This is a genomic window from Jeotgalibacillus haloalkalitolerans (assembly GCF_034427455.1).
GTDB classification, from domain to species: domain Bacteria; phylum Bacillota; class Bacilli; order Bacillales; family Jeotgalibacillaceae; genus Jeotgalibacillus; species Jeotgalibacillus haloalkalitolerans.
On sequence record NZ_JAXQNN010000001.1, the window covers coordinates 134,686 to 147,595 of the forward strand.

At 43.9% G+C, this 12,910-nt stretch carries 15 protein-coding genes and 1 riboswitch; of the genes, 9 read left to right on the forward strand and 6 right to left on the reverse strand.

Annotated elements, in window-relative coordinates; genetic code table 11:
• Positions 1-44: 44 nt before the first annotated feature.
• Positions 45-1,640 (forward strand): histidine kinase N-terminal 7TM domain-containing diguanylate cyclase, encoded by a 1,596-nt coding sequence (locus UFB30_RS00655; RefSeq protein ID WP_322419742.1) that lies wholly within the window; start codon positions 45-47, stop codon positions 1,638-1,640.
• 59 nt (positions 1,641-1,699) lie between these two features.
• Positions 1,700-2,458: a class I SAM-dependent methyltransferase gene (locus UFB30_RS00660; RefSeq protein WP_322419743.1), complete on the forward strand. Its 759-nt coding sequence runs from the start codon at positions 1,700-1,702 to the stop codon at positions 2,456-2,458.
• A 67-nt stretch (positions 2,459-2,525) separates the two neighbouring features.
• Here the strand turns inward: UFB30_RS00660 and UFB30_RS00665 are convergent, their stop codons facing one another.
• Positions 2,526-2,813 carry a hypothetical protein gene (locus tag UFB30_RS00665; RefSeq protein WP_322419744.1) on the reverse strand — a complete coding sequence of 96 codons (288 nt, stop codon included), beginning with the start codon at positions 2,811-2,813 and terminating at the stop codon, positions 2,526-2,528.
• A 214-nt stretch (positions 2,814-3,027) separates the two neighbouring features.
• Positions 3,028-3,393, reverse strand: a complete 366-nt coding sequence (locus tag UFB30_RS00670; RefSeq protein ID WP_322419745.1) for a VOC family protein — start codon at positions 3,391-3,393, stop codon at positions 3,028-3,030.
• Positions 3,394-3,493: 100 nt separating this feature from the next.
• Between UFB30_RS00670 and UFB30_RS00675 the strand changes: the two genes are divergently transcribed.
• Both UFB30_RS00675 and UFB30_RS00680 read left to right on the forward strand, forming a co-directional pair.
• Positions 3,494-4,333, forward strand: a complete 840-nt coding sequence (locus UFB30_RS00675; protein WP_322419746.1) for a DUF2268 domain-containing putative Zn-dependent protease — start codon at positions 3,494-3,496, stop codon at positions 4,331-4,333.
• 84 nt (positions 4,334-4,417) lie between these two features.
• On the forward strand, positions 4,418-4,933 hold the full coding sequence (locus UFB30_RS00680) for a GNAT family N-acetyltransferase (RefSeq protein WP_322419747.1): 516 nt from the start codon (positions 4,418-4,420) through the stop codon (positions 4,931-4,933).
• Positions 4,934-5,004: 71 nt separating this feature from the next.
• Here UFB30_RS00680 and UFB30_RS00685 read toward each other — a convergent pair whose 3' ends face one another.
• Positions 5,005-5,550 (reverse strand): GNAT family N-acetyltransferase, encoded by a 546-nt coding sequence (locus UFB30_RS00685; protein WP_322419748.1) that lies wholly within the window; start codon positions 5,548-5,550, stop codon positions 5,005-5,007.
• Positions 5,551-5,739: 189 nt separating this feature from the next.
• Here UFB30_RS00685 and UFB30_RS00690 point away from each other — a divergent pair, with 189 nt between their 5' ends.
• On the forward strand, positions 5,740-6,486 hold the full coding sequence (locus tag UFB30_RS00690) for an SAM-dependent methyltransferase (protein WP_322419749.1): 747 nt from the start codon (positions 5,740-5,742) through the stop codon (positions 6,484-6,486).
• Positions 6,487-6,728: 242 nt separating this feature from the next.
• Here the strand turns inward: UFB30_RS00690 and UFB30_RS00695 are convergent, their stop codons facing one another.
• Positions 6,729-7,769 carry an NAD(P)-dependent alcohol dehydrogenase gene (locus tag UFB30_RS00695; RefSeq protein ID WP_322419750.1) on the reverse strand — a complete coding sequence of 347 codons (1,041 nt, stop codon included), beginning with the start codon at positions 7,767-7,769 and terminating at the stop codon, positions 6,729-6,731.
• A 329-nt stretch (positions 7,770-8,098) separates the two neighbouring features.
• On the opposite strand from UFB30_RS00695, the gene UFB30_RS00700 reads away from it, so the two are divergent.
• From UFB30_RS00700 to UFB30_RS00710, 3 genes are all read left to right on the forward strand, one after another.
• Positions 8,099-8,638: a dihydrofolate reductase family protein gene (locus tag UFB30_RS00700; RefSeq protein WP_322419751.1), complete on the forward strand. Its 540-nt coding sequence runs from the start codon at positions 8,099-8,101 to the stop codon at positions 8,636-8,638.
• Positions 8,639-8,779: 141 nt separating this feature from the next.
• Positions 8,780-8,874: riboswitch (guanidine-I (ykkC/yxkD leader) on the forward strand.
• A gap of 61 nt (positions 8,875-8,935) precedes the next feature.
• Positions 8,936-9,271, forward strand: a complete 336-nt coding sequence (locus tag UFB30_RS00705) for a DMT family transporter (protein WP_322419752.1) — start codon at positions 8,936-8,938, stop codon at positions 9,269-9,271.
• On the forward strand, positions 9,268-9,585 hold the full coding sequence (locus UFB30_RS00710) for a DMT family transporter (RefSeq protein ID WP_322419753.1): 318 nt from the start codon (positions 9,268-9,270) through the stop codon (positions 9,583-9,585). The genes UFB30_RS00705 and UFB30_RS00710 overlap by 4 nt, the downstream gene beginning before the upstream one ends.
• A gap of 235 nt (positions 9,586-9,820) precedes the next feature.
• Here the strand turns inward: UFB30_RS00710 and UFB30_RS00715 are convergent, their stop codons facing one another.
• Both UFB30_RS00715 and UFB30_RS00720 read right to left on the reverse strand, forming a co-directional pair.
• Entirely contained in the window at positions 9,821-10,957 is a 1,137-nt protein-coding gene (locus UFB30_RS00715) for a Glu/Leu/Phe/Val dehydrogenase dimerization domain-containing protein (RefSeq protein ID WP_322420524.1), read from the reverse strand.
• A gap of 53 nt (positions 10,958-11,010) precedes the next feature.
• Positions 11,011-11,289 (reverse strand): YuzB family protein, encoded by a 279-nt coding sequence (locus UFB30_RS00720; protein ID WP_322419754.1) that lies wholly within the window; start codon positions 11,287-11,289, stop codon positions 11,011-11,013.
• Positions 11,290-11,778: 489 nt separating this feature from the next.
• Here UFB30_RS00720 and hppD point away from each other — a divergent pair, with 489 nt between their 5' ends.
• Positions 11,779-12,900, forward strand: a complete 1,122-nt coding sequence (gene hppD, locus UFB30_RS00725) for a 4-hydroxyphenylpyruvate dioxygenase (RefSeq protein ID WP_322419755.1) — start codon at positions 11,779-11,781, stop codon at positions 12,898-12,900.
• Positions 12,901-12,910: the final 10 nt, after the last annotated feature.

Consider the following 12,910-nt stretch of genomic DNA (forward strand, 5'->3'; position numbering starts at 1 on the left):
GCTAAAGTTAAATTAAAACGTTCCTTCAAGAAGGGGGCTGCACGGTGAACCTGGAGCTGTCTGCATATATCACACTTGCCTGTACATCCGGTGTACTCAACTTGTTTTTGAGTCTTTATGTATTTTTTAAGCGTCACCATTATACAAACATCTCTTATGTTTTTATTCTGTATACCTTCCTTATCAGCATTTACTGCTTTGGAACAGCTTTCAGTCTGTTGTCCACGTCACTTGAAGAGCTCAAATTCTGGACAACGGTGCTTTATGTTGGGCTGCCTATTTCAGCTCCTCTGGGACTATTATTTATCATGCAGTATCTCGGGTTTAATATTTTTAAAAAGAGATATTTGCTGCTCCTGTTGATTCCATTTATCAGCCTGATGATGGTGGCTACTAATGACTTTCATCACTTATATTATCGTGTATATGAAATAGATCCTGTCCTGGGTGCCCCTTATGTTTATCAGGAAATCGGCTTTTGGTATCTGATTCATGGCATATTTACATTTTCAAGCATGTTCACTGCTTTTTATCTACTGCTTTCCCAGTGGAGAGAGACGTCCAGTGAGTATCGTCCCCAGCTGGTCGCGCTACTGTTTGGTCAACTACTGCCAATGATGACTGCTTTCATTTACCTGATCGGCCTTACACCTCCGGGGATTGATCCGGTTCCAATGGTATTTTGGATTTCCTCAATGCTTTATCTCTGGGCGATCGGTTCATCGCGTCTGTTCAGAATCATGCCCATTGCCAAAATGACGATTTTTAACAATATTAATGATGGAGTCATTGTGCTTGATACTTATGGCAGATTAATTGAATTCAATGAGGCGTCTGAAAAGATGTTTCCGGGCTTAACCAATAAGATGTTTGGGAAACATATTGAAGAGCTTTGGCAGGCGTTTTCCGGGAAAAGTCTTCCTTTTAAAATAGAAAAAGAAGCACTTCAGAAGGATTTGCAGTTTAGCGGACCAGATCATCGTGAATATACTTATCAGCTTCGTACCAAGCCGTTTCAGCACGGGTTGCATCATAAAGGACAATTGCTGATTTTTACTGATATTACTGAAGTGAAAAGACTTCAGCTGCAGCTCGAGCATCTGGCCTATTATGACGAACTCACCCAGATCTACAACAGGCGCGCATTCTTTCGAAAGTGTGATCAGTACTTTGCAGAAGCCAAAGATCACAAGCTGCCGTTGACTGTGATCCTGATGGACATTGATCATTTTAAAAGAGTCAATGATACATACGGGCATGCCGTGGGTGATCAGGTGCTTAATCATATGGTGAAAGTGTGTGAGGAAAAGCTTGAACCCGGGCAGCTGTTTGGACGATATGGCGGGGAAGAATTTGTGCTTGCTCTGCAAAATACAGATCTTATTAAAGGTGAAGAACTGGCGGAGCAGCTGCGTCACTATGTTGAGGATCATCCTTTTAAAATGGAAGAAGGCGTTCTGCCAATTACATTGAGCCTGGGCGTGTCATCAGCGAATCACGAGCCTGATGAAACCTTATTCCAGCTTCTAAATCAGGCGGATAAAGCTTTGTATCAGGCGAAAGAGGGTGGACGGAACAGGGTGAAAGCTTATACCAATTTGTCTGATCAATTAAAACGCATTGAAATAACAGGCGGCTAATATAATAAATAATAGCTATGTTTCACGTGGAACATAGCTCAGCATAAGGAGAGTATGATTTGAATAACTTCGAAGAATACGACGACCCGGAGCTCTATGACAAGGAAAACGAAAGCTACCTGCCTGAGCTCCCTCTTTTAATAAAGTGGGCATCCAAAAAGTCCGGTACAATCATTGACCTGGCATGTGGAACCGGAAGAGTGACCATTCCTTTGGCTGAAAAAGGTTTTCGGGTAATGGGGATAGACGTACATAATGGCATGCTGGAAAAGGCACAAAAGAAATCCACTGTAGCAGGGGTGAATATAGATTGGCTACAGGAGGATTGCACAAACCTGAACCTGGAGATGAAAAGCCCTCTGATTTATACAGTTGGCAACTCATTTCAACACTTTTTAACGAATGAAGCGCAGGATGGGTTACTTGTATCAGTGAATCGGCATTTAGAAGAGGGTGGCATCTTCATCTTCGGAACAAGGTTTCCAGGTTCTGAAGAATTGCTGCAGCCAAGCACAGAAGAATACTGGAGAACCTATCAGAACGGGGAATATAAAGTAGACGTCTCCACCATCAGTCACTATGATGCCCTGGAGCAGATCCAGCACTATACCACGATTAGAAAATATAAGCATGTCAGTGATGAAATTGTTGATGAAAAGCGGACGAATATAAGCCTGAGATATGTATTCCCGAAAGAAATGGAAAGGCTGCTCAGCGTTCAAGGCTTTGAAGTGCTGGATGTCTATGAAGATTGGAAAGAGACGCCGGTTTCAAATGATAGCTATGAGATGATTTATGTGTGCAGGAAAATGAGGTAACACTAAAAAATAGCTGGTTAATGACAAAGGGTAGAAATAGCACGCGCTACTTCTGCCCTTCTGCATATCATCTATTCTTACTTCTTTTTTCTAATAAGATCGGGGTAATGTTCAGTAAGATCGAGACAATGGTCAAAAACCATAATGCCCATTCCATCGTAGGCACGACATCCATTAGAGCTCCCCAATCTTCTGCTTCAACCCAATCCGCTACCATACTGTATTCTGCACAAAGTGTTAAAGCTGTAAATGATAGTCCCATAGCCATCGCAAGCTTATAGTCTTTTCCTGCTGCGTACAGATAAAGGTTGAAAAAAGTCACAATGATCGCGATAACCCCTAAGATAACCCACATAACCAGACCTCCGAATATGTATCTTATGTATAAATTTTTCGTCCCACAAATTACTGATTACAAAAACAGATACACACTTACTAATATGGAAATCACTAAAACGACGATCGAGTACCAAAAACCGCCCTCATTGAGTTTTTTGAGTAGTGATTTGTCATTTGTTTTCTTAGTGCTCATTTGTTTCACCCCTCCTTCAGATACTTTTATAAAAGCATCATTTGACTCTCTGAATCATCTCAACTCTGTTTCCGAAAGGATCCCTGAATTCAAAACGATCAAAACCCGGAATCAGAATACCTTCAAGAATCTCAATGTTCTCTTTTTCAAGGGTTTGTCTCCACCCGCTCAGGTCATTTACTTCATAAGCCAGGTGTGCTTTTGTTGAGGTGCGATCAAAACCTTCCTCTGTTCCAACATGCACCTCTGCATTGCCGGCTGACAGCCAGAATCCACCGCGGCCTTTTAAGGAATCAGGCTTTTCTTTTTCAGTAAATCCCAGAACATCACAATAAAATCTTTTACCCTGTTCCTCTGAACCTTTTGGAATTGTAATTTGAGCATGATGTAATCCAAGTACCATAAAGCTCTCCTCCTATATGTAAAAGCACTTACTCTATTTTACAGGAAAAGAAAGGGATTTGCATGTGCTTTAAAGAAATGTAAGCGTGGAGGTGGCAGCAATGAACCAAATTGAAGTATTAAACCTGGTACCTAAATTTCTGAACTTTTATGATAAGGCTAATCAGCCTGATATCAATGCTGACGAAAGGTTTAAGCTGTGGAAGGAACATTACAACTTTGCAGCGATTCCACCTGGAGAAGAAGGTCAGAAGATGGCAAGGGAGATGCTTGATCATGCTTTTACGCAGTACGCTAAACATGTTCCGGTCTTAAAGGAATGGAATCCTGATACAAGTAAACTTGAACGGACACTGATAGATATAAAAGACATCATGGGATATCATCAGCCTGTTAATCTTACAGTCATCTATTTCGTTGGAGGATTTGAGAATAACCCTTTTGTTGCACCATATGGGGAAGGGAAGGCTGTGTGTCTGCCAATTGAATGCGGAGAATCGGATATTTTTCTCGCGCACGAGCTGACTCATATTATACACGGCGAGACTGCCGGCATTAAGCCGTCCTGGGAGCGTACAATCGGTTCCACATTACTGCAGGAGGGGCTTGCTACACGTATCAGTGAATATTATGTGCCGGGAGAACCTGAGGAAAAGTATATTGCAAATCAGGACGGCTGGCTTGAAGCCTGCAAAGAGAGGCATGCAGATATATTAGAGGGCATTATTCCTTTTCTGGATGATCAATCTGCAGAAACAGTTTCAAGATTTATATTTGGTACAGGAACAGCCGGTCTGCCAAGAGAAGTGTACTATGCAGGGTGGGAAACAGTCGGGAAGCTTCTTGAAGAAGGTGTTACATTTGAAAAAATGGCCTATATACCTGAAGAGGATATTCCTGAGTACATCAGAAAGGCAATGGTGAAAGAAACATTACGTTAATGGAGAAGTACATCGGTTACTAAACTTCACTTCTGCACGGAGTTCTTAACTGTACTTGAATAAATATTTGGTCAGGAGAAAAAAATGGATACACAACATAATAAATTGAATATGAAATTAAGATCAATAACAGAAAGCGATATTCATTCAGTCATGGAATGGAGCCGTGACTCAACTTTTTGTCAGGCGAATGGCTGGCCGTCTGACAGAAGTCCGGAAGAAGTTCAGCGCTGGTGGAGCAACTGTGTCAATCATCCGCCGGAAGGATTAATCCGAATGGGAATCATCATCAATGAAGAACTGATCGGTTATGCAGACTTAGCGTCAATCAATGGAGATGCTGCAGAGCTTGGACTTGCGATTGGGAAGAGTGGGTTGTGGGGAAAGGGGATTGGCACTCAGGCGGCAGCACTGATGATGGAATATGGGGCTGAGGAGTTGAACCTAACTGTATTTCACGCAGAAACACATGAAGATAATATCAGATCCGGGAGAATGCTTGAGAAACTTGGTTTTCAGGAAGTCAGCAGGATTGGGTATGAAGTCTATGAGGGTAAAAATAGCCAGCTGATTCAATTTCAGTTTTTATATCGGAAATAGAATGCAGGCGCATTGAAAGAGTGAGAGGATACTTCCTGCTCACTCGCGTCCTTCAAAGCATAAATACAATGCTAGTCCTTATCAATTACATAATGCAGATGCACCTTATCATCAATTTTAACTTCTCCCTGCAGATCAAATCCGCATTTCTCAATCACTTTTCTTGAAGCATGGTTATGTGGAAGCACTACAGCATTCAGTCGTTCAGTTTTCGTATCACTGAACAAATATTGAATGAGCGCTTTTACAGCGAGCGTGGTATATCCTCTTTTCGTATGGTGCGTTGACATCGCATAAGCAACTTCACGGTTCGATCCGCTTAACTCCTCTTTGATTCCCGTATTGCAAAAGCCGATTAATTCACCGGTTTCTTTTAAAATCACGGCAAGCTTCAGCCAGTTCTCTCCGATATGGGGGACGGATGCTAAAAACCTCTCGTTATCCGGTATCTCGTAGTTTGTCACCCATTCCTGACGCTGTTCTCTTGTTGACTGCCAATCCGGTAAAAACTGATAAACCTCAGGCTGTGAAGTCAGCTCGTAAATCGCATCTGCATCTTCACTTCTGAAAGGTCTCAGCAGAATATCCCCGCAATCGATTGTAAATGTATGATTCATATTCAATCCCCTTTAAAAAATACTACTCTTTTACATTGTACTGTAATTAATGTAAGGAAAAGAAAGGAATTTCGAATTTAACAGAGAAGTAGTCTTAGTAGCATAAGTCTGGAGGTAGAATTTAATGGGAATTAGAAACCTGAACCCGGACCACTCATACTAAGATTTCAAAAATAAGGAGTGGTTTCAGTGGAATGGATTAAAGATTTTTACACAAAGCAGTATGAATGGATGAATATAAATGATGAGGACATGCTGAAGGCAGAAGAAAAACGGCTTCAGCACATTGAGCAGTTTGCCGGTAAATCAGCTCGGACAATCCTTGAACTTGGCGGAGGAAAAGGATATTTTGCTGTGGCAGCCGCCAAGAAGGGTTATGACGTGACAGTCATTGAACTCGCAGAAAACGCTGCAGCTTATACTCAACAGCTGGCAAAGGCGTATGGTGTATCTGAAAACATCACTGTGATTCAGGGAGACTTTTATGAAACAGCTATCACTGGACAGTTTGATGCGGTCTGTTACTGGGACGGCTTTGGGATCGGAACAGATGCTGATCAGCAGCGCTTATTAAAGAGGATTAGAGAATGGCTCAAGCCTGATGGCACAGCGTTCATCGACATTTACACGCCATGGTTCTGGGCAAAAGCAGCAGGCCAGCGTATGGAGCTGGGAAGCGGGATCAAAAGAGCGTACGACTTTGATGCGTATAACTGCCGTATGCTTGATGCATGGTGGGAGCAGGATCATGAAGAGGAGAAGGTCGTACAATCGCTCAGATGTTATTCGCCTGCAGATCTGCTGCTTCTGCTGAATGGACTGGACCTTGAAGTCATTCACTGTGAATCTGGCGGTGCAATGGATTATGAAGCTTGGAAGTATCATGAGAAAGTATCTTTAGGGGATGCGATGGGGTATTTAGCGGTATTAAAATAACACATCATAAAACACCACAAAGATGGAGGTAAACGCCGTCCCTGTGGTGCTCTTTTACTTAGCTATATGAAAGATTAATGTTGTTTCTGCACAGCTGGAGATTGGAGCGTAAGGGGACGACTCCTGCGGCAGGAAGGGACGTGTGAGACCTGGCATGGCGAAGCCTGCGGGCTCACCGCCCGGCCGCGGAAAGCGTCCCCCTCTCGCTGCAATCAACAGCCAGCTTTAACAACACCTTTCATTTACATCGTACTGATATTGATCACAAAGCGATACTTCACATCAGAATCCATCACACGTTTATACGCCTCATCAATCTCATCGGCTGAGATCACTTCAATGCTTGGGGCAATGTCATGCTCCGCGCAGAAATCAAGCATTTCCTGCGTTTCACGAATGCCGCCAATCATGGATCCTGCAAATGAACGTCTGTGCGGAATCAATGAAAATGCATTGACCTCAAGCGGTTCAGCAGGGGCGCCAACGTTTACAAGCGTTCCGTTCAGTGTCAGCAGTGAAAGATAGGCGTTGATATCAAGCTTCGCACTGACGGTATTGATAATCAGGTCAAAAGTGCCTGCAAGCTTCTCAAATGTTTCATCATCACTTGTCGCATAATAGCTGCTCGCACCAAACGCCAGACCATCTTCTTTCTTATTCAGGGTCTGCGAAAGAACCGTCACTTCAGCGCCCATGGCATGAGCAATTTTAACCGCCATATGTCCAAGACCGCCCATTCCGACAACGGCTACTTTTTTGCCTGGACCAGCCTCCCAGTGATTCAATGGTGAAAAGGTTGTAATCCCTGCACATAAAAGCGGTGCGGCTTTATCAAGAGGGATACTATCCGGGATCCCGAGCACAAAATCCTCAACGACGACGATATGGGTAGAGTAACCGCCCTGCGTCGGCTCACCGTATTTATCCACGCCGGCATAGGTAGGCACATTTCCTTTCAGGCAGTATTGCTCCTCACCAGCCTTACAGTTTTCACATTCACCACATGAATCGACCATACAGCCGACACCTACACGGTCCCCGACTTTATACTTCGTGACGTCTTCACCGACATCCGTTACAACGCCCGCGATTTCATGACCCGGCACCAGCGGATAATTCACTTCGCCCCAGTCCCCGTGCGCAGTATGAAGATCAGAGTGACAAATACCTGCAAACTTAATCTCAATCAGTACATCATTCTTATCCAGCTCGCGGCGCGTAATTTCAGCCTCGCGAAACGACTTATCCGGACCATCTACAGCTCTTGCCTTAGCAGTTACCATCTATAAAACCTCCAGTATCTTTTAAAGGTGTCGGGTGCAACTCACCAGCAAACCTTCTTAACCTTTATAGTTCACGCGGGGTAAAAAATTAAACATTTATTATATGAATCTTTTATTTCGATGTGCTGAGATTCCTGATGTATATTTTAGAAGATCAGGAAATTGGTCTTCTAATTGAGGTAGAATAGCATTAAATATATCCCGTTAAGACAATGATTGATTTTAGATATGTAAATATATTTAATTCTCATGAGTAAGGGGTGATGGAAATGGTGACGTTGAATCAGACTTTTTAACAATCAGAGAGAATTAGTAGAGGAGGCAGAATCATGAGGAAGCTCATTTATCATGTTGCAACCACTGTAGATGGATATATTGCTCACACGGACGGTAGCGCTGATACAGGTTTTTTATCGGATGGCGAGCATGTGACAGACTATATAGCAAGTCTTCAGAATGATTATGGCGCTGTAATTATGGGGAGAGCCACTTATGAATATGGCTATCAGTTTGGGCTTGAAAAGGGAAGTCCTGCTTATCAGGGGATGCCGAATTATGTCTTTTCTTCCACGCTTGATTTCCCGACATCTGAAGGATTAATTTTAGTAAAAGAAGATGCTGCTGAATATGTAGCTAATTTGAAGAAACAGGAAGGAAAGCCTGTTTATTTGTGCGGGGGAGGCCGCTTTGCATCTTATCTGCTGAACCATCAATTAATTGATGAGGTAATCTTGAAAGTGAATCCTGTATTGTTTGGAGCGGGTATTAAACTGTTTGAAGGGACAGATGGTGAAATATCGCTTGAATTGATGAATAATAAAGTTTACAGCAATGGAGTCTTATTGCCTGTCTATCAGGTGAACTACTAAAACAGATAGATAGGGGGATGGCTGTACTAATGACAGGAACCCCTTATCTCTCAATGGATGTTAGTCTCATGGGAAAACGATCCTCCTTACTTGACTTCCCAATCATGCCGTACTAAGATAGGAATCGAAAACTCCATAGACATAAAGACTTTCTAGGGTTCCGCCATTACGGGTCTGGTCCGAGAGAAAGCGCAAAGAGCAATCTTTGTACACGGAGGGAGAAAAGCCCGGGAGATACCACTTAACAAGTGATATGTCCCGGGTTTTTTATTTTTTACTAGAAAAGGAGCGATTTTTATGTGGTGGTTTGTCGTAGCAGTTGCGGCACTGTTTGAAATCGGCTGGGCAACCGGCTTGAAATATGCAAATGACGGGCTGACATGGACGCTGACAATTGCAGCGATTGTAGTGAGCTTTACAGGATTGCTGATGGCTTCAACGCGCCTTCCGACAGCAACCGTCTACGCGGTTTTTGTCGGTCTCGGCACATTAGGCACTGTGATTGTAGATATGATCTTTTTTGAGGCGGGTATCAATGCAGGCGTGGTATTCTTTGTCATTATGCTGCTCGTGGGGGTCATCGGCCTGAAATTTGTGACGGATGAAAAAGGGAAGGAGGCGCAGGAATCATGAGCTGGATTGCCTTAATTATCGCGGGATTCTGTGAAGTGCTTGGTGTGAATGGCATGCAGCGTATTGCAACAGGTAAAAAGCTGAGTGGATTTATCTTTCTGATCGCCGGCTTTATCGCAAGCCTGAACCTCCTTTCATTTGCCATGACTACGATTCCCCTTGGCGTCGCTTACGCCGTCTGGACCGGAATGGGAACAATCGGCGGAGTCGTTGTCGGAATGTTATTTTACGGCGACCCTGCCGACCGCAAGCGGATTTTCTTTCTGACCCTGATTGTGGTGGCGGTTGTAGGATTGAGGGTTGTGACGAATTAAATAGAGCGGCAGCATCAAGGTAAGAAACCCCCGGCTGAACCGTCAGCCGGGGGATTTTATATGGTTTGGGTATAGGTCTATTTACACTTTTCTGCGAAGGTGGCGCATTTAGTTGCGAATCACCCGGGTTTTTCTGCGAACATAGCGCTCTAATCTCCGAATAACACATGTTATTCCACGAACGTCAGCCAAAATTCTGCGAACCTGCCCCGTCACACCTCAGCATCAATCAAAATCAATGCCTTACATCCCACTTCGCCCGCTTCTTGGGAGAGAAAAAGCTGTTTCTATTCTTTCTCGACTCAATTCTGCGCTCACAGATCTCATTCGCAGCTTCAACAGTCGTGATATTCTGCTGCGCTGCCTGTTCAAACACTTCTAAAAGGGAATGGTAAATGGCTTTTGTCTTTTTCAGTACGCGTTCTTTATTTGGCGAATACAGCTCATCGGTGACCTGGATAATCCCGCCGCTGTTTACAATGTAATCAGGCGCGTAAAGGATGCCTTTTTCTTTTAACACCATTGCAAGATCTTCCGTTAAAAGCTGGTTGTTTGCTGCGCCAGCGATCGCTTTTACGCTAAGCTGCTCAATCGTCTGTTCATTAATAATCCCGCCAATTGCACACGGCACAAACATATCTGCAGGTGCCTGGTAGATCGCATCTCCGTCTGTCGGAATCACGCTTCTGCCCATAAATGAACCTTTTTGAACGAGCGCATCTACAGTATCAGGATTGATATCAGTCACATACAGGTTGGCGCCTTCTTCAAGCAGATGCTCTGCAACTTTGAAGCCGACTTTGCCGAGCCCCTGTATCGAAAATGTTTTTTCAAGCAGGTTTTCAGTACCATAAAGTGTTTTAGCGACAGCCTTAATACTGTACAGGACGCCGAGCGCTGTCGGAATCGAGGTTTCCCCGCCACCCCCGTATTCTTCAGGTAGCCCAGCAATACAATTCGTTTCCCTGTGTGCATGGACAAAATCCTCAAGCACCGTCCCCATATCAGTTCCGGTATAAAATCGGCCGTTTAATGATTCCACAAACTGACCGTACGCGCGGAATAGTTCCGGTGATTTATCAGTATTCGGATCTCCGATGATCACACCTTTACCCCCACCGAAATCCAGGTCTGCTGCTGCACATTTATACGTCATGCCCTTTGACAGGCGCAGTACATCCTCAAGTGCTTCTTCAGTCGATTCATAATTTCTCATACGCGTGCCGCCAATCGCAGGGCCGAGTGTGGTGTTATGGATTGCAATGATCGCTTTTAAGCCGGTTGCAGGGTCATTACAAAATAAAATTTGTTCATGCTCCTGCATTTTTTCAAATAGATCCGCAGATAAAGAAGGGACAGAGGCTGATTGCATGATTGTTTTCAATAGAAAATCCTCCTGGCATTGTGTTTTTGTAAAATAACAAATTAATAAAGCGCTTTCATTTTACGTTGATCTGATACAGGTGCTGCACTCGCAAGCGGGATGGAGAGCCGCTGCTGAATCGCCGGATAAAGTTCATCAGCAGTCTTACAGAAAACACCCTTACCATTTACGATTGCGAAAGGTTCTACAATACACTGACCGCAATAATTGAGACATTTATTTTCCATTACCTGAACGTCAGGTAACTGTTTTACCGCTATTTTTGTATCCTGGAGCTGCCGTTTAAAATTATTGGGGCAAAACTTTATGATATGCGTCACGGTGTAAACCTCCCTGAATAGAATCGAGCTGTCTGAGGTGATTATAGGAATGAGTTTTTATCCGGCGCAAGGATCGGTGTGAAAGCATTACCGCATGATCGCGATAAAGTGGAGTCTCTATAAGTTGGCTGCTGATTTCCGCTTCTGGGGGACGCTTTCCGCGGACGAACGCTCAAGCCTCCTCGGGCAGAAAACCATTGCCCTGCGGGGTCTTTCCCGATCGTTTTTCCGCAGGAGTCGCCCCCCTTACGCTCCAATCATCAGCTGTGCAGAAACAATTATGTCTTTTAAAAGTAATAAATTTCATACAGCCAGAGTCATTTAATCCTCCCCCTACAAAACTTACTAATTATATCTAAGAATTATTTCTAAAAGCTGTTCCATCTTTACTCTTCTACCAATTTCATGCGTTAAAGTAAGCGTTTGCAAAACGTGGAATTTAAGATTAAGATTTTGAAAGATTCTAAATTTTTCAAGGGGGAACTGAAAATGGCAAAGGATATAACTGAACTGACACAGAACGCAGTGGAGGATATTTTTCCGGTAGAAAGCTTTCATCATTTAGAGTTGTATGTTGGAAATGCAAAGCAGTCAGCGTACTATTTCTGTCATGCTTTCGGATTTGAAATCAAAGCGTACCGCGGGCTTGAGACGGGCAGCCGTGAGAGAGTATCTTATGTGCTTGAGCAGGGCGTGATCCGTCTTGTGATCACCGGGTCTTTGACGGACCAGACGGATATTGCTGAGTTTGTGAAGCTGCACGGCGAAGGCACGAAGGATATCGGTCTTGAGGTGTCTGATATTGATAAAGCTTATTACGGGGCAGTTGAGCGCGGCGGCACAGGGATTCGTGAGCCCTGGACTGAAAATGATGAGAACGGCACGGTAAAAAAAGCAATCATCGGTACATACGGCGACGTTATTCATACACTTGTTGAAAACGTTGATTATAAAGGTGCTTTTCTGCCGGGTTATGAGCCTTATGATGGACCGAGTACAGCAAAATCTATCGGCCTTGTCGGGATCGACCACGTGGTTGGAAATGTGGAGAGAATGGATGAGTGGACGTCTTATTATGAAAAGGTATTCGGTTTTAATGTATTAAAGCATTTTGACGATGAAAACATTTCGACGGACTATTCTGCCCTGATGTCAAAGGTGATGACAAACGGGTCGGGCCGCATTAAGTTTCCGATTAATGAGCCGGCTGAAGGGAAGCGAAAGTCGCAGATTCAGGAATATCTCGACTTCCATAACGGTCCTGGCGTCCAGCATTTAGCGGTACTGACAAATGACATCATTTCAACCGTACATGCACTGCATGAAAACGGAGTTGAATTCCTTCAGACGCCTGCCACTTATTACGAGGATCTTGCAGCACGTGTAGGGGATATTGATGAGGACGTCCAGAGACTTCAGGAGCTGAATATTTTGGTGGACCGTGATGACGAAGGGTACCTGCTTCAGATTTTTACAAAGCCGGTTGTTGACCGCCCGACGCTGTTCATTGAAATCATTCAGCGTAAAGGTGCGAGAGGATTTGGAGAAGGTAACTTTAAAGCATTATTTGAATCAATCGAGCGCGAGCAGGAACGCAGAGGAAATATTTAAAAGCATATGT

Coding starts and splice junctions, on each gene's coding strand:
- UFB30_RS00665 (WP_322419744.1), bottom strand. CDS start 2,813: ATGTGGGTTATCTTAGGGGTTATCGCGATCATTGTGACTTTTTTCAAC.
- UFB30_RS00670 (WP_322419745.1), bottom strand. CDS start 3,393: ATGGTACTTGGATTACATCATGCTCAAATTACAATTCCAAAAGGTTCA.
- UFB30_RS00675 (WP_322419746.1), top strand. CDS start 3,494: ATGAACCAAATTGAAGTATTAAACCTGGTACCTAAATTTCTGAACTTT.
- UFB30_RS00680 (WP_322419747.1), top strand. CDS start 4,418: ATGGATACACAACATAATAAATTGAATATGAAATTAAGATCAATAACA.
- UFB30_RS00685 (WP_322419748.1), bottom strand. CDS start 5,550: ATGAATCATACATTTACAATCGATTGCGGGGATATTCTGCTGAGACCT.
- UFB30_RS00695 (WP_322419750.1), bottom strand. CDS start 7,769: ATGGTAACTGCTAAGGCAAGAGCTGTAGATGGTCCGGATAAGTCGTTT.
- UFB30_RS00700 (WP_322419751.1), top strand. CDS start 8,099: ATGAGGAAGCTCATTTATCATGTTGCAACCACTGTAGATGGATATATT.
- UFB30_RS00705 (WP_322419752.1), top strand. CDS start 8,936: ATGTGGTGGTTTGTCGTAGCAGTTGCGGCACTGTTTGAAATCGGCTGG.
- UFB30_RS00710 (WP_322419753.1), top strand. CDS start 9,268: ATGAGCTGGATTGCCTTAATTATCGCGGGATTCTGTGAAGTGCTTGGT.
- UFB30_RS00715 (WP_322420524.1), bottom strand. CDS start 10,957: ATGCAATCAGCCTCTGTCCCTTCTTTATCTGCGGATCTATTTGAAAAA.
- hppD (WP_322419755.1), top strand. CDS start 11,779: ATGGCAAAGGATATAACTGAACTGACACAGAACGCAGTGGAGGATATT.